This is a genomic window from Sporosarcina sp. Y1011 (assembly GCF_057669885.1).
This window is the reverse complement of record NZ_JBYHFP010000004.1, coordinates 125014-145701: the sequence shown is the minus strand read 5'-3', so window position 1 is coordinate 145701 and position 20688 is coordinate 125014. Positions and strand designations below refer to the sequence as shown.

Annotated in this window: 23 protein-coding genes; all 23 read left to right on the top strand. The window is 40.5% G+C overall.

What is annotated here, in order from left to right; translation table 11 throughout:
- The 23 genes from AC25Y5_RS06850 to AC25Y5_RS06740 all read left to right on the top strand — a co-directional run bounded on the left by AC25Y5_RS06850 (position 1) and on the right by AC25Y5_RS06740 (position 20640).
- Positions 1–1059 (top strand): M24 family metallopeptidase, encoded by a 1059-nt coding sequence (locus AC25Y5_RS06850; protein ID WP_488139663.1) that lies wholly within the window; start codon positions 1–3, stop codon positions 1057–1059.
- A gap of 25 nt (positions 1060–1084) precedes the next feature.
- The gene (efp, locus tag AC25Y5_RS06845) at positions 1085–1642 is read left to right on the top strand and encodes an elongation factor P (protein ID WP_482103071.1); all 558 of its coding nucleotides are present in this window, start codon (positions 1085–1087) and stop codon (positions 1640–1642) included.
- 119 nt (positions 1643–1761) lie between these two features.
- Positions 1762–1971: a SpoIIIAC/SpoIIIAD family protein gene (locus AC25Y5_RS06840; RefSeq protein ID WP_482103072.1), complete on the top strand. Its 210-nt coding sequence runs from the start codon at positions 1762–1764 to the stop codon at positions 1969–1971.
- Positions 1950–2348, top strand: coding sequence for a hypothetical protein (locus AC25Y5_RS06835; RefSeq protein ID WP_488139662.1), 399 nt, complete (start codon positions 1950–1952; stop codon positions 2346–2348). The genes AC25Y5_RS06840 and AC25Y5_RS06835 overlap by 22 nt, the downstream gene beginning before the upstream one ends.
- 16 nt (positions 2349–2364) lie before the next feature.
- Entirely contained in the window at positions 2365–3264 is a 900-nt protein-coding gene (locus AC25Y5_RS06830) for a stage III sporulation protein AE (RefSeq protein WP_488139661.1), read from the top strand.
- Positions 3265–3461: 197 nt separating this feature from the next.
- On the top strand, positions 3462–3932 hold the full coding sequence (locus tag AC25Y5_RS06825) for a hypothetical protein (RefSeq protein WP_488139660.1): 471 nt from the start codon (positions 3462–3464) through the stop codon (positions 3930–3932).
- Positions 3919–4467 carry a SpoIIIAH-like family protein gene (locus AC25Y5_RS06820; RefSeq protein ID WP_488139659.1) on the top strand — a complete coding sequence of 183 codons (549 nt, stop codon included), beginning with the start codon at positions 3919–3921 and terminating at the stop codon, positions 4465–4467. Before AC25Y5_RS06825 ends, AC25Y5_RS06820 begins: the two co-directional genes overlap by 14 nt.
- Positions 4468–4714: 247 nt before the next feature.
- Entirely contained in the window at positions 4715–5215 is a 501-nt protein-coding gene (accB, locus tag AC25Y5_RS06815) for an acetyl-CoA carboxylase biotin carboxyl carrier protein (RefSeq protein WP_488139658.1), read from the top strand.
- Between the two features lie 14 nt (positions 5216–5229).
- Entirely contained in the window at positions 5230–6576 is a 1347-nt protein-coding gene (gene accC, locus AC25Y5_RS06810; RefSeq protein ID WP_488139657.1) for an acetyl-CoA carboxylase biotin carboxylase subunit, read from the top strand.
- Between the two features lie 17 nt (positions 6577–6593).
- Complete coding sequence (locus AC25Y5_RS06805) at positions 6594–6995, top strand: Asp23/Gls24 family envelope stress response protein (protein WP_488139656.1); 402 nt, start codon at positions 6594–6596, stop codon at positions 6993–6995.
- A 115-nt stretch (positions 6996–7110) separates the two neighbouring features.
- Complete coding sequence (nusB, locus tag AC25Y5_RS06800; RefSeq protein WP_488139655.1) at positions 7111–7491, top strand: transcription antitermination factor NusB; 381 nt, start codon at positions 7111–7113, stop codon at positions 7489–7491.
- A 23-nt stretch (positions 7492–7514) separates the two neighbouring features.
- The gene (gene folD, locus AC25Y5_RS06795; RefSeq protein WP_482105523.1) at positions 7515–8387 is read left to right on the top strand and encodes a bifunctional methylenetetrahydrofolate dehydrogenase/methenyltetrahydrofolate cyclohydrolase FolD; all 873 of its coding nucleotides are present in this window, start codon (positions 7515–7517) and stop codon (positions 8385–8387) included.
- Positions 8388–8463: 76 nt separating this feature from the next.
- Positions 8464–9819: an exodeoxyribonuclease VII large subunit gene (gene xseA, locus AC25Y5_RS06790; RefSeq protein ID WP_488139654.1), complete on the top strand. Its 1356-nt coding sequence runs from the start codon at positions 8464–8466 to the stop codon at positions 9817–9819.
- Positions 9820–10062, top strand: a complete 243-nt coding sequence (locus AC25Y5_RS06785; RefSeq protein WP_482103083.1) for an exodeoxyribonuclease VII small subunit — start codon at positions 9820–9822, stop codon at positions 10060–10062.
- Positions 10055–10939 (top strand): polyprenyl synthetase family protein, encoded by an 885-nt coding sequence (locus AC25Y5_RS06780; protein ID WP_488139653.1) that lies wholly within the window; start codon positions 10055–10057, stop codon positions 10937–10939. The genes AC25Y5_RS06785 and AC25Y5_RS06780 overlap by 8 nt, the downstream gene beginning before the upstream one ends.
- Before the next feature lie 96 nt (positions 10940–11035).
- Entirely contained in the window at positions 11036–12937 is a 1902-nt protein-coding gene (dxs, locus tag AC25Y5_RS06775) for a 1-deoxy-D-xylulose-5-phosphate synthase (RefSeq protein ID WP_488139652.1), read from the top strand.
- The gene (locus tag AC25Y5_RS06770) at positions 12934–13755 is read left to right on the top strand and encodes a TlyA family RNA methyltransferase (protein ID WP_482103085.1); all 822 of its coding nucleotides are present in this window, start codon (positions 12934–12936) and stop codon (positions 13753–13755) included. The genes dxs and AC25Y5_RS06770 overlap by 4 nt, the downstream gene beginning before the upstream one ends.
- Positions 13756–13879: 124 nt before the next feature.
- Positions 13880–14329 carry a transcriptional regulator AhrC/ArgR gene (gene ahrC / locus AC25Y5_RS06765; RefSeq protein WP_482103086.1) on the top strand — a complete coding sequence of 150 codons (450 nt, stop codon included), beginning with the start codon at positions 13880–13882 and terminating at the stop codon, positions 14327–14329.
- A 15-nt stretch (positions 14330–14344) separates the two neighbouring features.
- On the top strand, positions 14345–16042 hold the full coding sequence (gene recN / locus AC25Y5_RS06760) for a DNA repair protein RecN (RefSeq protein WP_488139651.1): 1698 nt from the start codon (positions 14345–14347) through the stop codon (positions 16040–16042).
- Between the two features lie 175 nt (positions 16043–16217).
- On the top strand, positions 16218–17186 hold the full coding sequence (locus AC25Y5_RS06755) for a SpoIVB peptidase S55 domain-containing protein (protein ID WP_488139650.1): 969 nt from the start codon (positions 16218–16220) through the stop codon (positions 17184–17186).
- Between the two features lie 241 nt (positions 17187–17427).
- On the top strand, positions 17428–18219 hold the full coding sequence (gene spo0A, locus AC25Y5_RS06750; protein WP_482103089.1) for a sporulation transcription factor Spo0A: 792 nt from the start codon (positions 17428–17430) through the stop codon (positions 18217–18219).
- Positions 18220–18365: 146 nt separating this feature from the next.
- Positions 18366–19928: a flagellar assembly protein A gene (locus tag AC25Y5_RS06745; RefSeq protein ID WP_488139649.1), complete on the top strand. Its 1563-nt coding sequence runs from the start codon at positions 18366–18368 to the stop codon at positions 19926–19928.
- Complete coding sequence (locus AC25Y5_RS06740) at positions 19921–20640, top strand: glycerophosphodiester phosphodiesterase (protein ID WP_488139648.1); 720 nt, start codon at positions 19921–19923, stop codon at positions 20638–20640. Before AC25Y5_RS06745 ends, AC25Y5_RS06740 begins: the two co-directional genes overlap by 8 nt.
- The last annotated feature ends 48 nt before the right edge of the window (positions 20641–20688 follow it).

Here is a 20688-nt window from a genome sequence, read left to right as displayed (position 1 = left end):
GTGAAATTGACAAAAATACGGGAACTGTTAATCGAACATGGCATTGATGCACTGCTAATCACAAACGAATTCAACCGTCGTTATATGACAGGATTCACAGGTACCGCTGGGCTTGCGCTAATCTCGGCTGATGATGCAGTATTCATCACAGATTTTCGTTATACGGAACAGGCGGAAAAAGAGATTCAAGGTTACCGTATCGTCCAGCATACGGCAACAATCATAGAAGAAGTAGCGATCCAGGCGAAAAAAATGAAACTTCGTACTATCGGTTTCGAAAAAGATAATGTATCATTCGGTCTTTATGAGCTTTACAATGAAAAAGTTGATGCGGAGCTGAAACCAGTCTCGGGTCTTGTTGAAAAACTACGTATGGTGAAAACGGAAGACGAGCTTATCATTTTGAAAAAAGCGGCTAAGATTGCGGATGACGCATTCACACATATTTGCGGTTTTATCAAACCGGGTCTCACAGAGTTGGAAGTATCGAATGAGCTAGAGTTTTCCATGCGAAGTCAAGGAGCTACGTCGTCTTCATTCTCTATTATTGTTGCTTCCGGTTTGCGCGGAGCATTGCCCCATGGCGTAGCAACAAATAAAGTAATCAATTCGGGTGACTTTATCACGTTAGACTTCGGTGCGTTGTATGAAGGTTATATTTCAGACATTACACGTACTGTTGCTGTAGGTGAACCTTCAGCAAAACTAAAAGAAATCTATGAAGTGACTTTAGCAGCACAAGAACTTGCTTTAAAAGAGATTAAACCGGGTATGACAGGAATAGAAGCGGATGCGATTGCTCGCGATTATATTAAGTCTATGGGCTATGGCGAAGCATTTGGACATTCTACAGGACATGGTATAGGTCTGGAAGTTCATGAAGGACCCGCACTATCTTATCGATCTGAATTGATTCTGGAACCCAATATGACTGTAACTGTAGAGCCTGGGATATATTTACCTGGAATCGGTGGCGTACGTATTGAAGATGACATCATCATAACCGTTGACGGCAACGAACGTTTGACGCACTCAACGAAAGAACTACTTATCTTATAATCTATCATCCATTGGAGGAAATACTATGATTTCAGTAAACGACTTTAAAACAGGATTAACAATTGAATTTGACGGAGACATTTGGCGTGTAATGGACTTCCAACACGTTAAACCAGGAAAAGGTGCAGCTTTCGTACGTTCAAAACTGCGCAACCTACGTTCAGGTAACGTCAATGAAAAAACATTCCGTGCCGGAGAAAAAGTTGCTAGAGCACAAATCGATAACCGCCGTATGCAATACTTGTACGCAAATGGAGACGAACATATCTTTATGGATAATGAATCTTACGAGCAAATTGAACTTCCTGAAAAACAAATTGAAGACGAATTGAAGTTTTTGAAAGAGAACATGGAAGTTCATATCATTCTCTTTAAAGATGAGGTACTTGGCGTTGAATTGCCGGTAACAGTCGTTTTAGAAGTAGCTGAAACGGAGCCAGGTATTAAAGGAGACACAGCAAGTGGTGGATCTAAGCCGGCTAAAATGGAAACAGGTGTCGTCGTACAAGTGCCATTCTTCGTCAACACCGGCGACAAACTAATCATCAACACAGTAGAATCTGAATACGTTTCTAGAGCATAAAGAAACACACTAAGTCAATAGAAGAATCCAAAAAGTCATGCTACCCAAATGGGTGGCATGACTTTTTTACATATATTGAACCCCTAGCACATAGGATGTTGCAATGGGGGGAACACCGGATGGAACTAAATGATTTGCTACGAGTTGCCGGTATCGGATTAGTCATCGGTTTTCTGCATATTTTTTTCGAGCAGACTGGCAGAAAGGAATTTTCTTTCTTCTTGTTTTTCATCGCTTATATTTACATCACTGCTGAAATGCTCCGCTTCCTAAGGATTTTCTTCTCGGAAATTACGGAGTTTTTCCAGTGGTTGTCCATGTCGGTCTGATGCTGACTTTAGTCCAGACCATTGTCGTCTTCCTAATTCTCCTCCTCATTTCATTTACTGTACCCAAATTACAGCCGTTGTTGTATACATCTATTTTTCTCTATTTTTTATTTCATATATTTCTCAACATTGTTTTCCCATTCGTCATCTACTTTTTAACTCTTTTTGAACCGTTACCGGAACCATTTGCAAAGTTACTGATTGGCAGCGCCATTCTCTTTTTATTATCTGAGCTCATTGCAAAACATATCGCTGAAGCAGGTTACGGTTCATTAGCGGCAATCGCTCATTTCGCCGTAAAGATTGCAATACTTACTCTTTGGATGGAACAGACATCCAAACTAATAGATTTACTATTAAAACTCATCACAAAATGAACGGACGGGGCCATCCATGATCTCTTTTATAGAAACGCTACTCGGAACCGTATTATCAAGCTTTGTCATCGTCATCATCTCTGCATTTATGGCTTTGCTAGTTGATTTCCTATTCCCTACGTTTACGAAATGGACGAGGATGATTCTCATATTCATTGTAATAACGGTAGCTTTGCAGCCAGCCTTTGAACATTTAAATCTTATTCGGGATATTGCGCATTCCATATCAATGATGTTCATTTCTATTTATCCGATTTTGACAGCAAGTATGATCGCTGCAGGCGGAGCATTCAGTATGTTGAATTTCCAACCGGCAATGCTACTATTTGCAAATGGTGCAATCGTTTTGACAGAACGTATTCTGATTCCTCTTTTGACTGCAGCATTGATATTAGATTTAGTTTCCAGAATACTCCCACCCGTTCCTTTTACAAAAATGGCGGATTTAATTCGGACGAGCCTTCTAGGAGCGGTATCAGCAGTAGTTGCAGCTTATTCAATTTTTATCACGGTGGGAGGCACGATGTCTTGGGCGCTTACGGGTTTGGCGAGTGAGCCTATTAAAGAACTCATTCGTCAAAACGTTCCACTTATCGGCTCTTTCATGACTGATAGTATGGGGACAATCGGCCGCTATTCATCGGGAGCAAGTGTTTTTGCAGGAGGATGGCTAATATCTGCAATTTGGACAGTGGCGCTTATTCCGTCATTCAAAACATTAATCACTGCATTCTTTTATAGATGGACTGCGGCTCTCATTGAACCATTTGCGAATGAAGATATCACGGGTATTTTGGATGATATCGGGCGGACGTTATTCGTGTTATGTGCAATCTCTTTTCTTATTGCTTTTGCATTTATCTACACGGCACTATTTTCAATTATCCTTGTAAAGTTGATTACTACGATGAAATGAGGCTGGAAATGGAGTCTTTTTAACTGGAATTCTGCTGATCACACTATTATCTGCAACAATCTTGTTATTATTTTCAAACGAAACAGAAGAGAAATTCCTACCGATTATTAAACTTGCAATTGGTATCTGGATGATTCAATCAATCTTCACAATAATTGGTCATAGCCTCTCGTGAAACTGCATAAAATGAATCATTGATGACAGGTCGTACAACCGGCTCAATGAACGGAAATGGTGATGATATGCAAAAACCAAAAAGGAAAATCCATACTGTCCTCCTCGGGACGATTGTTCTCCTGGTCATCATTTTCATCAATTCCAGTCTTGATGTCATCGGGGGGGGGAAGGAAAAAAAGGAGGAGAGCCGGGAATATGCAGCATTAGAAGAGGCGCTTATGAGAACTGAGGGAATAGGGGAAGTTTTACTCTACCCCCATTATGATGGTGGAGAATCTGCCAATCCGCTATCCGATTACTTTTCAATATCCAAAGCATCGACTACAAAAGGAAATCAGTTGCAAGGCATTCTAGTCGTTGCAGAAGGCGCGGAAGATTTCAAGATGAAAAACGAACTATCCAAGATCTTGTCTACCGTACTTCAGCTACCCGAATACCGAATCGTCATCGTTGAAATGGAGAAAAGGGGGAACACTAATGAAAACGAATAAAAGAACAGTATGGTTTTTGACATTGCTAAGCCTGGTTGCAGTCATCTCGATCTATTACATCAAAGAAAAAGCGCCGATGCCGTTCGACGGGATCACCATTTTTAAGGACTCGGACAAAGCCATTAATTTGAACGAGGAAGCTGATGGTACAGATAAAACGACGCCCGTATTTGCTGAAGCCTTGCTCTTTGAGGAAATGCGGATGGAAGTTCGCAATGAGCGAAGTAAAATGGAGGATCAGTTATTGACTAAAATGACATCTTCAGAGTATACAGCAGAACAAAAAAACGAAGTGTTCGATGAGATGGCCATGCTATCAAAACAAGAATCTGCCGAAGCGCTCATGGAATTACAAATTAAAGCGTTGGGGTATCCTGAAGCATTCGTACACAATCAAGATGGTGATGTAAAAATCACTGTCCTTTCTTCGGAAGGTCAATCAGCACAAATGGCAGAAGAGATTACCCATTTCGTCATGACAAGTTGGAAAGATGCCAGGGTCGTTCAAGTTTCTTTCACTGGCGACTCGGAATAACCTAACAAATTGAAGGCCCTGGATAGGGTCTTTTTTTTTTGCTAAATCAATATACAATGCCGCATAACTGTGCGTTTCCAGGCACTCTCTGTGTTCCAATTAATCTTTTTCGTTGCTGGAAGATGACCTCAGCTTTTGATCTTAAACCTCAAACTTTGAGGGAAATGACCTTTATCTATTTCAATATGACGTGAAAACGTCTAAAATAGATATGGAACGTATTAAAATGGAGTCAGGAGAATCGATCATGCTAAAAATTCAAGAAATCCGTGAAATTATTAAACTAATTGATCAATCTTCAATTGAAAAATTTTCTTATGAATTAGATGGTGCAAAACTGGAATTAAAAAAAGGAAGTACTAAGCATTCCACTTCAGTAGTTGAAGCAGCACAACCTGCTCAGCAAGTAGTTGCTGAAAAACCGGCGCAACCAGTAGTAGAGGTAAGTTTACTTCCAGAGGAGTCGCCAATTGCTTCTGAAGTTGCAACACAATCGGACGATTCATCATTGACCAAAGTTATTTCACCAATGGTTGGTACTTTCTATTCTGCATCTTCACCGGAAGTATCAGCATATGTACAGATTGGCGATAAGGTGAAAGCTGAATCAATCGTTTGTATCGTAGAAGCAATGAAGTTATTCAATGAAATTGAAGCGGAAGTTTCTGGGGAAATTGTTGAGATTCTCGTAAAAGACGGGCAACTCGTTGAATATGGCCAGCCCCTCTTCCTCGTAAAAGCTAATTGAAGGGGGAGTAACGTATGAAGAAAGTGTTGATTGCAAACCGTGGTGAAATTGCAGTTCGTATAATCCGAGCTTGTAAAGAGCTTGGCATGAAGACAGTTGCAGTTTATTCTGAAGCTGATCAGGATGCTCTGCATGTTGAATTGGCTGATGAAGCTTATTGTATCGGACCAAAGTTATCTAAAGATAGTTATCTAAACTTTTCCAATATTATCAGTATCGCAAAACTCACAGGATGTGATGGCATTCACCCGGGATATGGTTTTCTGGCGGAAAATGCAAGTTTCGCGGAACTTTGTGAAGAGGTCAATATCGAATTTATAGGTCCGACCGCAGATTCAATTTCGAGGATGGGAACGAAAGACGTAGCTCGTGAAACGATGAGGAGTGCAGGCGTTCCGATTGTTCCGGGTTCAACGGGAATCGTAGCTGATGAGCAAGAAGGCCTCCGGATCGCTGATGAAATTGGTTTTCCGGTCATCATCAAAGCAACAGCAGGCGGAGGCGGTAAAGGGATTCGTGTTGCGAGGGATGCTGAAGAGCTGGTAAGTGGAATCAAAATTACACAAAAAGAAGCTGCTGCTGCTTTCGGTAATCCCGGTGTCTATCTTGAAAAATTCATTGAAGTTTTCCGTCATGTTGAAGTTCAGATACTCGCCGACAAATACGGTAACACGATTCATCTAGGTGAGCGGGATTGTTCCATTCAGCGTAGAATGCAGAAGTTATTAGAAGAAGCACCTTCACCAGCGCTGACACCTGAACTTCGTCACTCTTTAGGGGAAGCAGCTGTCAAAGCGGCGGAAGCCGTGAATTATAGAGGTGCAGGTACGGTTGAATTTATTTTTGATCATATCAATCAAAAGTTCTATTTCATGGAAATGAATACTCGTATACAAGTAGAACATACGATAACAGAAATGATTACGGGTATCGATTTAGTTCAGCAACAACTTAAAATTGCATCAGGTGAAAAATTGGTCTATCGTCAAACTGATATTAAAATCAACGGCTGGTCTATTGAGTGTCGTATTAATGCAGAAAACCCATCGAAAAACTTTATGCCCTCACCAGGTAAGGTTACGATGTATATGCCTCCGGGCGGTTTTGGTGTTCGGGTAGACTCGGCGATGTATACAGGTTATTCCATTCCACCATATTACGATTCTATGGTTGCGAAGCTGATTGTTCATGCGGACACTAGGGAGGAAGCTGTAGCAAGGATGAAACGAGCACTCGATGAATTCATCATCGAAGGCGTAGATACAACCATCCCATTCCATTTGAACCTAATGGATAACGAAGTTTTCAAGTCTGGCGATTTCGATACAAAATTCCTTGAAAAGTACACAATTATGAACTAACGGAGAGGAGAATCTGGATGTCTGTTAATACAATTCCAACATTGGTTGGATTGGCTCCATCGGGAAGCAGTGAGCTTGGACACGTCCATCTTGCTCCTGAAGTTCTTGAAGTAATTATTGGTATTGCGACGACAGAAATAAAAGGCGTTGCATACACAAGAGGAAACTTCGCAACAGGGGTTGCAGAGAAGTTTGGAAAAGTGAATCATGGTAAGGGAGTCAAAACGGAATGGACTGAAAAAGGTTTGATGATCGATGTTCATTGTGTTGTCGAGTATGGCTATTCTTTACCCGCAATCGCATTGGAAATTCAAAAACAAATACGTCATGCAATATTCCACATGACTTCCCTTGAAACAACAGAAGTCAATGTTCATATTACAGGGATTCAGCTTGAAGCTGGAACCGAAACCGTATGATCTGAAAAGCATCATTCTATCGGATGATGCTTTTCAAATTGTCTTACTGTATCTGGACAACCAACTTATGCTATGATAATGCCCTAGAGATACGGTAGTGGAGGAGAATAATATTATGAAACGACGAGAAGCACGCGAAAAAGCCGTACAAACACTTTTTCAGCTTGATAATACAGAACTGAGTATAAATGAGGCAATCACTTACATTATTGAAGAACCGGTGAACCGGTTTTATGAACAAATTGTTCGTGGTACTGTAGAGAATAAGGAAGAGATTGATGAAGTCCTTACGGAAAAGTTGGAAAATTGGTCATTGGACCGCCTCCCTAAAATCGAACGGACCGTTTTACGAATCGCTGTCTATGAGCTGCTATACAATGAAGAAGTACCACACAGGGTTGTAATAAATGAAGCAATAGAACTTTGTAAAACATTTGGCGATGAAAAATCAGGCCGATTTGTAAATGGCGTACTATCGAAATTCGAAGAAAAATAATTGGATTGTTTGGAGGAACCATGATGACTGACAAACGGATTGATGGAACAGCAATTGGTAAGGAAATCAGGGAAGAAATAAAGCAAAGAGTGACTACACTTAGGGCAAATGGCTGTCAGCCAGGCCTAGCGGTAGTCTTAGTCGGTGAAAACCAAGCTTCCCGTACATACGTTAGAAACAAGCAGAAATCGAGTCTGGAAGCGGGCATGAAATCGGAATTAATTGAACTTCCCGCTACGGTATCCGAAGAGGAGTTACTTAATCACGTTATTAGACTAAACAATGATAATTCTATTCATGGCATCCTTGTTCAATTACCATTACCTGACCATATCGATGAGAACCTCGTTATTCGTGCCATCGATCCTACAAAGGACGTTGATGGATTCCACCCGGAAAATGTTGGGAAAATGATAATTGGTCAAAAAGCATTTCTGTCATGCACACCATACGGGATCATTAAACTTCTTGAGCGGACAGGCACTGAAATTAGCGGCAAGCATGCAGTTATTGTTGGACGTAGCAATATAGTGGGGAAACCGATGGGTCAATTACTGTTGCAACGCGATGCCACAGTCACATACTGCCATTCTAAAACAAAGGATTTAGCATCCTTTACAAAACAGGCGGATATTCTAATCGTCGCAATTGGAAAGACAAAATTCATTACAGAAGAGCATATAAAAGACGGTGCTGTCGTTATTGATGTAGGCATGAACCGTGATGAGAACGGAAAACTTTGCGGAGATGTCGATTTTGAATCAGCAATAACGAAAGCTTCTGCTATAACACCGGTACCTGGCGGGGTAGGTCCAATGACAATTACCATGCTTCTAAAAAACACTCTTCACAGTGCTGAAAAAGCATATGAAGAAGGTAGACACTCACAAAAATAATAAAAAACCGGACGGACGCTGTTTTTCATCGAAAAGACAGCGTCTCTATACGTCAATAATCGGGGAGGCGGGACTGTTGGCCGGAGATCCACACTTGTCTGTACAAGCATTAACAAAATATATTAAACGAAAGTTTGATGCAGACCCTCATTTGCGAAATGTCTTTGTCAAAGGAGAACTATCGAATGTTAAAAGCCATCCGAGCGGTCATATCTACTTTACTTTAAAAGACGAAAAAAGCCGAATTCAGTCAGCGATGTTCCGTTCTAGCGCAGCTGGACTTAAGTTCAAACCTGAAAACGGTATGAATGTTCTCATTACAGGTGACGTAACTGTTTTTGAAACGAGCGGAAATTATCAATTGTATGTACAATCCATGCAACCTGATGGCATCGGAGCATTATATCTTGCCTTTGAACAATTGAAAGAAAACCTAGGTAAAGAAGGTCTTTTCGATGCAAGATGGAAAAAACCACTTCCACTCTATCCAAATAAAATCGGTGTGGTTACAGCACAAACAGGCGCAGCGATTCAAGATATCTGCTCCACGATTGAACGGCGTTATCCACTTGCTGAAATCATATTATTTCCCGCGGTAGTACAAGGGCCGCAAGCAGCGCCTTCCATCATCAAATCAATTCAACAAGCGGATAATTATGGTTCTCTCGATGTCCTTATCGTGGGAAGAGGCGGCGGTTCAATTGAAGATTTATGGGCATTCAATGAAGAGTCAGTTGCACGGGCAATATTTTCTTGCCGTTTACCGGTTATTAGTGCTGTTGGACATGAGACGGATACAACAATTGCTGACTTCGTGTCGGACAAAAGGGCACCTACCCCAACTGCGGCTGCCGAGATGGCCGTACCGGCGCGAGAAGAGTTGTTTGAAAGGCTATTGGATCGTAAGAGGTCAATTTATAATTCCTTATCCAATCAAATTAAAAATGAGCGCAAACGTTTAACAAGTTTACAAAATTCCTATCCACTTCAATTTCCAGAGCGATTATATCGTCCGTTTACTGAGAGATTAATTGGGTTTGAAGGAAGACTGCTTAGAAGTGGTAACGATATAACAAGCTCTCGAACATCGCGATACCAAAGATTGAGTGCCCTGCTTTCCACTTATTCCCCGGATCAGCGAATTAAAGAAGGTTACCGGGACATAACGGTAGTAACTGAACGTCTCACAAGAAGTGTACAACAAAACCTACGCATGAGAAGTGAGCGTTTTCACGCATCTGTACGAATGTTGCAGGCGCTGAATCCACTAACGATTATGGAACGAGGCTATTCAATTGTTTATAAAAACAGCGAGGTCATCAATTCTGCTGAATTACTGGAAGTTGGGAAAGAAATTCGGATTCGTTTGCATGATGGTACGGCGGAAGCGACAATCCAATCAATTAAGATAAGCGATGGGGAGGAAATATAATTGGAAAAAGAGTCAATCCGCTTTGAAGAAGCGATGTTGAAATTAGAAGAGGTGGTCCAGAAACTCGAGACAGGCGATGTACCCCTTGAAGATGCCATCACACTGTATAAAAGAGGAATGGAACTTTCTGGTTTTTGCCATGGTAAACTACAGGATGCTGAAAAACAACTAATCTCTATTATTGACAAAGATGGAAACGAAACGGAATTCAATCCGGCAAAAGGAAGCGATTCAAATGAATGAGAAACTACAACAATTTATCACAGAAAAGCTCCCGGTTATTGAAGGTAAGCTAAATATTATGATTGACTCAATGACAGTATCAGAAACTTTAAAATCCTCGATGGCCTATTCAATTAATGCCGGCGGGAAACGAATCCGGCCACTCCTCGTCCTAGCCACGCTAGAAGATTTAGGTGCCAAATCAGAAGATGCTTTGACGGTTGCATGCGCAGTTGAATTGTTACATACTTATTCCCTAATCCATGATGATTTACCTTGCATGGATAATGATGATTTCAGACGTGGAAAACCGACGAATCATGTTGTTTACGGGGAGGCTGTAGCAGTTCTTGCAGGAGATGCGCTTCAGGCCCTTGCGTTTGGAAGTCTATCTCGTCTTACAGTTACTAGTGCCGAAAACGCTCTTCAAATCGTCCGTTTACTTTCGGATGCATCTGGAGCAAGAGGTATGGTCGGCGGTCAAGTGCTTGATATTGAAGGGGAGAAAAAAGCTTTATCTATATCCGAACTCGAAACCATTCATATCAACAAAACGGGTGCTTTGTTGTCATTTTGCATTGAAGCTGGGGCAATACTTGCAGGATTATCTGATGAAAAATCAGCACAATTGAAAAAGTATGCATTTAACATAGGCCTTGCTTTTCAAATACAGGACGATATTTTAGATGTTACTTCTACGACAGAAGAACTAGGGAAGACTGCGGGTAGCGACACGATAAGTGATAAGTCGACATATCCGTCATTGCTCGGTTTGGATGGTGCTATTGTACGACTTGCTGAACACCATCAGGTAGCAAAACAATCTCTTTCATTTTTGAAAGTAGATCAACCACTTCTCGGATTATTCGCAGATTATATCGTCGAAAGAAAATCTTGAAATGACCGTAATTGTTGTACTGGACGTCTTACTTGATATAATGGGTTCTTAGCAGTAACATTCGAGGCAATTAATTTGTGAAGGTGTGTGATGATGATGGAACTCACTGAAATTACTAGTCCATCTTTTATAAAAAAACTCAACAAAGAACAGTTGACAGAATTAGCGGGAGAAATCCGGAAGTTTCTAATTGAAAAGCTATCTGTTACCGGTGGTCATATCGGTCCGAATCTTGGAGTTGTCGAACTAACGATTATGTTGCATCGGTTATTTGATAGTCCAAATGATAAAATCATCTGGGATGTCGGCCATCAGGCGTATGTTCATAAAATACTAACTGGACGCGCATGCGATTTCGACACACTTCGGCAATACAAAGGCCTTTGCGGATTCCCAAAAATGATTGAGAGCGAGCATGATGTGTGGGAAACAGGTCACAGTTCTACTTCGCTTTCTGCGGCTATGGGAATGGCAGCGGCGAGGGACGTAAAAGGTGAATCGAATTATGTGATACCAGTCATCGGTGATGGTGCGCTGACAGGTGGAATGGCACTTGAAGCGCTTAATCATATTGGAGATTCAAAAACCAATATGATTGTTATTTTAAATGACAACGAAATGTCAATTGCGCCGAATGTCGGTGCACTTCATACGGTCCTTGGGAAATTGAGGACTGCGGGCAAATATAACTCAGCAAAAGATGAGTTGGAATATATACTGAAGAAAATTCCCGCTGTTGGTGGTAAACTTGCTGCAGCTGCGGAGCGAGTTAAAGATAGTCTGAAATACCTACTTGTCTCTGGTGTCTTTTTTGAAGAACTCGGCTTCACATATCTTGGTCCGATTGATGGACATGATTTCAATGACCTTGAACGCAATATTCAATATGCGAAGAAAATGGAAGGGCCAGTACTACTTCACGTTATTACGAAAAAAGGCAAGGGGTATAGTCCAGCTGAAGATGATAAAATCGGTACATGGCATGGTACTGGACCGTATAAAATTGAAACAGGTGATTTTGTAAAATCTGTCTCAATTGCACCTTCATGGAGCGGATTAGTAGCAGAAACAGTTCGGAACATTGCTCGTGAAGACAGACGTATCGTTACAATAACACCAGCGATGCCTGTTGGCTCGAAATTGGAATCGTTTGCTGCAGAATTTCCAGATCGATTCTTCGATGTCGGCATTGCTGAACAACATGCAACTACAATGGCGGCTGGTCTCGCTACACAAGGCATGAAGCCATTTCTTGCAATTTATTCGACATTCATGCAACGAGCTTATGACCAGGTACTTCATGATATTTCAAGGCAGAATCTGAACGTCTTTATCGGAATTGACCGTGCAGGTCTTGTTGGTGCGGATGGTGAAACGCATCAGGGTGTCTTCGATATTGCTTTCCTTAGACATATGCCAAACTTGGTTATTATGATGCCAAAAGATGAAAACGAAGGACAGCATATGGTGAAAACCGCTATTGATTATGACGAAGGTCCAATTGTAATGCGTTATCCAAGAGGAAATGGTCACGGCGTCTTAATGGATGAAACACTACGTCCAATCCCTATCGGTACGTGGGAAGTATTACGTGAAGGACATGATGCAGCTATATTGACATTCGGTACCTCAATTCCGATGGCGCTCGAAGCGGCCGAATTGTTATTCGCCAAAGGAATCCATGTGAAAGTTATTAACGCGAGATTCATCAAACCGCTTGATAATGTAATGCTGGATGGTCTTTTTGCTACTGGTATACCAATCATGACAGTTGAAGAAGCTGTCCTTGCGGGCGGTTTCGGAAGTGCTGTTATTGAATATGCTCATGACACACAACAAACTGGCGTACCGATTCGACGGATGGGTATTCCAGACCAATTCATTGAACACGGTAACGTTGATGAATTGCTTGCTGAAATCGGTATGACAACTGATCACCTGGTTGATAATATGTTAAACTTCGTCAAAGAGTGTGGAGTGGAAAGGGAACAAGTATGACAAATCGTACAACAAAAGAGCGGGTTGACGTACTATTAGTTGAGCGTGGTCTCTTCGAAACAAGGGAACAGGCAAAGCGCTCGATTATGGCGGGCATCGTCTTTTCTGCTGAAACTAGATTAGATAAACCAGGGGAAAAAATTGCAATTGACGCCCCACTTGTGGTCAAAGGCTCGAAATTGAAATATGTGAGCCGAGGCGGATTAAAACTTGAAAAAGCACTTGAGCAGTTCGATGTCGATGTGTTGGATAAAATTATACTTGACATCGGATCATCGACGGGTGGTTTTACAGATTGTGCACTTCAAAACGGTGCTGCACATTGCTACGCACTTGATGTTGGTTACAATCAACTTGCGTGGAAGATACGTCAAGACCCACGTGTAACGGTTATGGAGAGAACAAATTTCAGGCATGCAACACCGGATCTTTTCACCCAAGGGATACCGCAATTTGCTACTATCGATGTTTCTTTTATATCATTAACACTTATCCTACCCGCTTTGAAACGAATCATTGCTGATGGCGGTGACGTTATGGTACTTGTGAAGCCACAATTTGAAGCAGGAAAAGGGAAAGTAGGAAAAAAAGGCGTTGTCAGAGAAAAGTCTGTTCATCAAGAAGTGTTGAAAAAAATTGCTGAAGCATCCATAAACGAAGGATTTAGTCTCCGTGGAATCTCATATTCGCCCGTTACTGGCGGCGAAGGGAATATTGAGTTCCTATTTCACTTAACTTCTGAGGAAAACCCAGTGACAAATTTTGACGCAGTTGACTTTGATAAGCTTATTGAAGAGGCTTACAAAGAGCTACACTAGTGCGCATCTATTTGCGCACTTTTCCTATCTGAAGCGAAGAGACATTCCTCTATACTTGTTGCTTAAAAATTTCGGTGTTACAGTACAAATTAGAATATAATTATTGGGTATGGGAGTGATTGGCATGAATAAAGGGCATAGACAAATTCGCATTCGGGATATTATCTCGAACTTTGAAATAGAAACGCAAGACCAACTTGTAGACAGCTTAAAAGCTGCTGGAGTGGCTGTGACACAAGCGACCGTTTCGCGTGATATAAAAGAAATGCATTTAATTAAAGTTCCTTTATCCGACGGTAGTTATAAATACAGCCTTCCAGCCGTACATAAGTACAACACGGAACAGAAACTCCACCGCATGTTAACAGATGCATTTGTTAGCATTGACAGTGCAGGACATTTTATCATTTTGAAAACATTACCTGGAAATGCCCAAGCTGTCGGGTCATTAATGGACCATCTTAGTTGGGATGAAATACTGGGAACGATTTGTGGCGATGATACATGTTTAATAATTTGCCGGGATGAATCTCTGACAGAAAAAGTGAAGGAAAAACTACTGGCTATGCTTTGAAAGAGGTGATGGTAATTGTTAAGTGAAATCTCCATTAAAAACTTCGCAATCATAGAAAACCTAGAAGTTACTTTCAACGAAGGTTTAACTGTATTGACTGGGGAAACAGGTGCAGGGAAATCAATTATTATCGATGCTGTGCAACTGCTGGCGGGTGGAAGAGGATCGCAGGAGTTTATCCGCCATGGTTCGACAAAAGCTGAGTTGGAAGGGCTTTTTACAATTGAAGATAATGATCATCCAATTATCGGTAAGTTAGCTGATTTCGGCATTGACGTCCAAGACGGCATTGTCATTTTGCGGCGTGACCTCAATTCGAACGGAAAAACAGTTTGCCGTGTCAATGGAAAACTCGTAACCATTGCTATTTTGAGAGAAATAGGTTCGCAATTGATTGACATTCATGGGCAACATGAAAATCAGGAATTGATGCATGAAAGAAGACATATTCATTTACTCGATCATTTTGCGGGAGAAGAATTCGAACTTGCTTATGTAAATTATTCTGAGATATTTGAAAGCTATCGAAAACTGAAACGAAAGCTTGAAAAGGCGGACGAAAATGAACAACAAGTTGCACAGCGTATTGATCTGTATTCATTTCAATTAAAAGAAATTGATGCAGCAACCCTCATAATTGGTGAAGAGGATAAACTTGAAGCCGAGAAACAAAAACTTCAAAATTATACTCGATTATATGAGCGACTGAATACTGCATACGTTTCAATTAGCGGAGACACGCATGCACTAGATTGGGTTGGATCAGCTATGAGTGATATCGAAGATGCAGCTTCAGTAGATATAACATTGAAACCCCATGCGGAAATAATTGCATCAAGTTTCTATTCACTGCAAGATACGTCACATGAATTAAAAAACATACTTGATGATATGGAATTTGATCCTGCAAGACTCGAAATAGTTGAAGAGCGTCTAGCCCTTCATACCTCACTTAAAAGAAAATATGGTAAGACAATTGAAGATATATTATTGTATCGCGATAAAATAGCTGATGATCTAGAAGATTTAGTAAGCAGGGATGAACGACTTGCGGCAGAACAGGAAAAACTTGATCAACTATTGAAAGACCTGGAAGTTGAAGCGGAAGAACTATCAATTATTCGCCTAAATTATTCCCATCATTTAGAAAAAGCGATTATGGAACAGCTACAACAACTACATATGGGAAAAGCATCTTTCAAAGTGGATATTACAAGAAAATTGCCTGGTACTTTTGATTCAAACGGATATGACGATGTGGCATTTCTTATTTCGACGAATGTGGGTGAGCCACTGAAACCATTAGTTAAGGTTGCCTCTGGAGGTGAAATTTCACGTATCATGTTGGCTTTGAAAACGATTTTTTCACAACATCAAGGAGTAACTTCACTTATTTTTGACGAAGTAGACACAGGTGTAAGTGGACGTGTTGCTCAAGCGATTGCGGAGAAAATTGCCATGATTGCTACCCATTCTCAAGTACTTTGTATTTCACATTTACCACAAGTTGCCGCTATGGCTGATTACCATTACCTTATTAAAAAAGATGTAAAAAGTGACAGAACTAGAACTGAAGTCCAAAATGTTATTGAATCGGATAGAACGGAAGAAATGTCCAGAATGTTATCTGGCGCAGAAATAACTCCTTTAACATTGAGCCATGCAGAAGAGTTGTTAAAATTAGCTGTCGAACGTAAAAAGTCGTTTAGATAACCAAGAAACACGCATAATACATTATGCGTGTTTCTTGGTTATTTTTTAAAATTTCCCAGCACTACTTATTAGTAGGACCAAAAAGGAAGTTGATTTTCATTTTTGCTTGATTTACCCTTTCATAAGATTCCTCTGAACGACCATACCAACAGTATCTTATTTAGGGAGGTGAAATATGGGATGGAGTAGACAGTTCAAGTTAGCCGTTTCGTTGTCTGTGCTTTTTCTTTTCATGCCATTCACGACAGATGCGGCATTCGCAAAAGACGAATCGTTGATACCCATGGGGCAATCAATCGGTATTAAAATGGATTTGTCTGGAGTGTATATCACGAATGATGTCATGATTAGGAAGGATAATTGGTTGAAGGCAGGTGATCTAATCGGACAAATAGAAGGTGTAATAATTGGTTCCTTACGCGAATTCGAAAAATCCTCATCGTCAATGCGTAGTAAGAAGGAAGTCGTTTTACATGTCATCCGAGGTGGTAATGAGCTCCAAATCCTAGCAGATGGCGAGGCGATAAAACGTCTCCTTCCATTCCTAAAAGATCGGACGGAAGGAACAGGAACCCTGACTTATGTCGACCAGAACAATGGAACATACGGCGCTCTAGGTCATCAGATTATTGATAGTGCCTTGAAAACACCGCCTTCTTTTAAATCAGGATCGATTTATCTTTCGGAAATCGATCAGATTAAAAAAAGTGTACCGGGTATTCCGGGCTATAAGATCTCGACGATTGTAGATGACAAAGATATGTTAGGCTCGATTCGAATAAATGGGATATACGGAATATTCGGATCGTGGAACAGCACATATAAGGAAGTGTTGGCCAAACCTCTACAGATTATGCATTCCAGTGAAGTGGAAGTAGGACCGGCTGAAATTTACACGACCATTAAAGGAACAGCAGTCGAGTCATTTTCCATTAGCATTACTGAAGTTGAACAAGATCAGTTCCATTTCATTTTAACAGATGAAAAATTACTAAAAGCTACTGGCGGAATCTTACAGGGAATGAGTGGAAGCCCTGTTATTCAGAATGGCAAATTTGCAGGTGCTGTAACGCATATGTTTGTCGACGACCCTAAAAAAGGAGCGGCTCTTTTTTTGGAAAAGATGAGAATTGGTGAAAAGTAAAAAAAGGTCAACCAGTTTCTGGTTGACCTTTTTTTTGCAGTCGGGTAAAAGTTTTTTGACGAAAATTCAGAAAACATAAGAATGCGTCGAAATATGGGGAAAGCATATGCCAGAAGGTTCATTTACACTGAAAAATAGAGGTTTGTTTCACTATTCGTCGAAAATTCCCTTGTGCAGTTAACATTTAGTTGTTAATATTTAGGGAACGAAGCCGTCATAATAGTACAAGGGGGAAATGAGAATGGATAAACTGAAGGTAGCGATTGCTGACGATAACAAGGAACTTGTGAAAACGATGGTGGCATATTTTGAAAGGCACCCCGAAATAGAAGTAATTTGGACGGCACATAACGGTAAAGTATGCTTAACAATGTTAGAAGAAAAAACGCCGGATGTCCTATTACTTGATATCATTATGCCACATCTTGATGGTATTGCAGTGCTTGAAACGTTAAGTGGCAATGCAAAAATTGCTGATTTGCATATTATCATGCTTACCGCATTTGGCCAGGAAGATGTTATGACACAAGCGGCAAGTCTTGGCGCTTCCTATTTTATGCTTAAACCATTTGAATTTGATAGACTAGCTAACCAAATTTTCCAAGTAGCAGGAACGAGGAAACCCATTGCTCCACAAACTCAATCCGTTGGGGAAGTTACGTCTGGAGCTGTAAGTCAAAAAGTCTTGGATACAACAATTACAGCAATTATCAAAGAAATTGGTGTGCCTGCTCATATTAAAGGCTATGCATTTATTCGTGAGGCGATTCAAATGGTATACACTGACGTGGATTTACTAGGGTCTGTAACAAAAGTGCTTTATCCGGAGATTGCTAAAAAGTACAATACGACTGCTTCCCGGGTCGAGCGGGCAATTCGTCACGCAATAGAAGTAGCATGGAACCGCGGAAACTATGATGTAATATCCAAAATGTTTGGTTATACTGTGCACCACTTGAAAAGTAAACCCACTAATTCAGAGTTCATCGCAATGATTGCCGATAAGATTCGACTTGAACATATGGCGAGCTGAGTAAGTAATAAAATTGACCAATAGTTATACCTGCTCATCGGAATCAATGTTCCAGGGCGGGTATTCTTTGTCGTTTAAGACGAACTATTCCAACAAATCTAGTAATAATTCTTTATAATGATAAATAGAGAAAGGATGAAACTTCTATGTTGATTCAAAATGATTACTTTGATCTTTCGGTAGTAGAGGAAAAAGTAATATTGCGTACAAAGAAGAATGGTTTTCCACTTAAATCATTCGATGAAATAACGCGTGACCATCCACAGCTAAAACTTAATTCGTTTACAACGTTACGGAAAGCACTAGCGAATCCTGAAGGAGAATATATTATTGGCAGTTGGTTGCCTGCAATTGAAGTGGCCCTTTCAACTGATAAGATGACAGCCCAACTATACATAAATTTGTCAGTGAAAGAATACGAAGAAAATAAACTATCTATTCTTAAAGCAGCTGAAAGTGTGATTGATGAGGCTGGAATCATATACGGAAAAAAAGTATTACTAAATGAACCATTTAAACCGGGTGAGCCAATTACGGCGGCTGTTGGAAGGCAGCCACAAAAAGGTGCAGATTCGGTCATTACATACATAGAAATTCCTGAAAGAAGGCCAGTCATTCGTGAAGATGGTATTGCCGATTATTTCGAGATGAATTTTGTTACTCCTATTGTTAAAGACGATTGGCTTGGCGAAAAAATTCCAGCGCAAGAAGGTATCGATGGTTGTGATATTTTAGGGAACCCTCTGCCAGCTCAAAAAGGAGAAGAGAAGCAGCTAGCCTATGATAAGAAATCAGTGACTGAAGTGCAAGAAATGGGTAAATTCGTTCTGCGGGCAGCGCACGGCGGGGCTCTCGAAAGCATTGGCGGTGTTATTGGTGTAGGGAAACAGCTAATCGTAAATGGGGATGTTGGTCCTGAAACGGGTTCGATTACATTTGACGGTGCAGTTAAAGTTTATGGAACTGTCAATGCAGGTTATTCGATTAACGCGACGGGCAGCATTGCTATAGAAGGAAATGAAGGAATCACAAATGCGAAGGAAATTCAGTCGAGTGATGGGGATATTTACATAAAAGGCGGTGTGTTCGGCGGAGGAATGACCATTGTCGAAGCAAAAGGAAATATCTTTATAAAGCATGCAAATAACTGTAAGTTATATGGGGAAGAAATTCATGTAGGTCTATATCTGCTAGGAACGGAAGTTACTGCTGATTATGTATTTGTCGACAACAACAAAGGGAAAATAATTGGAGGTGTAATCGAAGCGCTTTATAAAATTGAATGTGCTTTTGCAGGAAACAACCATGAACGGAAAACCGTTCTTCGTTCAAAAGGAATCGATAAAGATGAAATCTATATAATAATTCAAGAAATGGCAAAAGAGTTGAAAGAACGTCAAGAAGTTGTCGCTAAACTTGAACATAACGTCTCGCTAATAGAAGGGGTTCAGAAAGATTTGAAGGGCACGCGAGCAGACGCATACTTGAAACTGACAGAGACGATTAAATCGAACAAAGAAAGCATTTTACACCTTGATAAAGAGATTCAACTCGAATTACGTAAAATTAAGCTCGCAGTTCCCGGACAAATCGAAGTAACAAAGGAAGCCTATTCAGGAACCATAATTGAAATCGGATCTAAGTCTTCCATACTTCACGGTACTACTAAAGGTGTTTTTACAATAGAAGATGGTGTGCTAAATGTCTAAGCCATCTATCTTTGCGCATCGAGGTGCTTCAGGTGCCCGCTTTGAAAACACAATGAAAGCATTTGAATTAGCTGTCGTACAAGGTGCTGATGGTATCGAATTGGATGTGCAAGTGACTGAAGACGGCGTTCTATTTGTTATCCATGACCTAGTACTATCAAGACTTGCAGGAATTCGTCGATCAATTTCATCCATGACAGGTGTGGAAGTGAAGCGAATCCGGGTGGGGAGAAAATACACTCGTTTATTTGTAGGACACAAAATCCCCACATTAATTGAAGTAGTGTCATTTTGCCAAAGCCATCATTTAGCACTTAACGTCGAGTTGAAAGAAACGGTTTCGGAACGTCCAGAATTTATCAAACAAATTCTCGATATCGTTACTCATGTTGAAGAAGTCCACATCTCGTCATTTGACTACGAGTTATTAGAAATGGTGAAAAAAATTAATTCCCAAATGGAAACGGCTTATCTTTTACGTAAAAAAGTTGTGGATTGGAGTAATCTGGAACAATATACATACGCGGATGGATTCCATTTACATAAACGATTATTGAAAGAACCCTATTTAAACAATCTAATTCTATCCGGGAAGAAAATCAGGGTATATGGCATCACCGGAATAGAACCCATCGTTTTAAATCCGCCTCCGTACATTGATGGCTGGATTACAGATTATCCAGATCGTCTGAAAAGTAAAAAAATGGATTGAGACAAATAAATCTGTCTCAATCCATTTAATTTTGTTGATTCTCCATAA

What these genes read in the sequence shown, in the direction of transcription:
- efp (WP_482103071.1), top strand. Translation starts at nt 1,085, where the DNA reads ATGATTTCAGTAAACGACTTTAAAACAGGATTAACAATTGAATTTGAC.
- AC25Y5_RS06840 (WP_482103072.1), top strand. Translation starts at nt 1,762, where the DNA reads ATGGAACTAAATGATTTGCTACGAGTTGCCGGTATCGGATTAGTCATC.
- AC25Y5_RS06830 (WP_488139661.1), top strand. Translation starts at nt 2,365, where the DNA reads ATGATCTCTTTTATAGAAACGCTACTCGGAACCGTATTATCAAGCTTT.
- AC25Y5_RS06825 (WP_488139660.1), top strand. Translation starts at nt 3,462, where the DNA reads ATGACAGGTCGTACAACCGGCTCAATGAACGGAAATGGTGATGATATG.
- AC25Y5_RS06820 (WP_488139659.1), top strand. Translation starts at nt 3,919, where the DNA reads ATGAAAACGAATAAAAGAACAGTATGGTTTTTGACATTGCTAAGCCTG.
- accB (WP_488139658.1), top strand. Translation starts at nt 4,715, where the DNA reads ATGCTAAAAATTCAAGAAATCCGTGAAATTATTAAACTAATTGATCAA.
- accC (WP_488139657.1), top strand. Translation starts at nt 5,230, where the DNA reads ATGAAGAAAGTGTTGATTGCAAACCGTGGTGAAATTGCAGTTCGTATA.
- AC25Y5_RS06805 (WP_488139656.1), top strand. Translation starts at nt 6,594, where the DNA reads ATGTCTGTTAATACAATTCCAACATTGGTTGGATTGGCTCCATCGGGA.
- nusB (WP_488139655.1), top strand. Translation starts at nt 7,111, where the DNA reads ATGAAACGACGAGAAGCACGCGAAAAAGCCGTACAAACACTTTTTCAG.
- folD (WP_482105523.1), top strand. Translation starts at nt 7,515, where the DNA reads ATGACTGACAAACGGATTGATGGAACAGCAATTGGTAAGGAAATCAGG.
- AC25Y5_RS06780 (WP_488139653.1), top strand. Translation starts at nt 10,055, where the DNA reads ATGAATGAGAAACTACAACAATTTATCACAGAAAAGCTCCCGGTTATT.
- dxs (WP_488139652.1), top strand. Translation starts at nt 11,036, where the DNA reads ATGGAACTCACTGAAATTACTAGTCCATCTTTTATAAAAAAACTCAAC.
- AC25Y5_RS06770 (WP_482103085.1), top strand. Translation starts at nt 12,934, where the DNA reads ATGACAAATCGTACAACAAAAGAGCGGGTTGACGTACTATTAGTTGAG.
- ahrC (WP_482103086.1), top strand. Translation starts at nt 13,880, where the DNA reads ATGAATAAAGGGCATAGACAAATTCGCATTCGGGATATTATCTCGAAC.
- AC25Y5_RS06755 (WP_488139650.1), top strand. Translation starts at nt 16,218, where the DNA reads ATGGGATGGAGTAGACAGTTCAAGTTAGCCGTTTCGTTGTCTGTGCTT.
- spo0A (WP_482103089.1), top strand. Translation starts at nt 17,428, where the DNA reads ATGGATAAACTGAAGGTAGCGATTGCTGACGATAACAAGGAACTTGTG.
- AC25Y5_RS06745 (WP_488139649.1), top strand. Translation starts at nt 18,366, where the DNA reads ATGTTGATTCAAAATGATTACTTTGATCTTTCGGTAGTAGAGGAAAAA.
- AC25Y5_RS06740 (WP_488139648.1), top strand. Translation starts at nt 19,921, where the DNA reads ATGTCTAAGCCATCTATCTTTGCGCATCGAGGTGCTTCAGGTGCCCGC.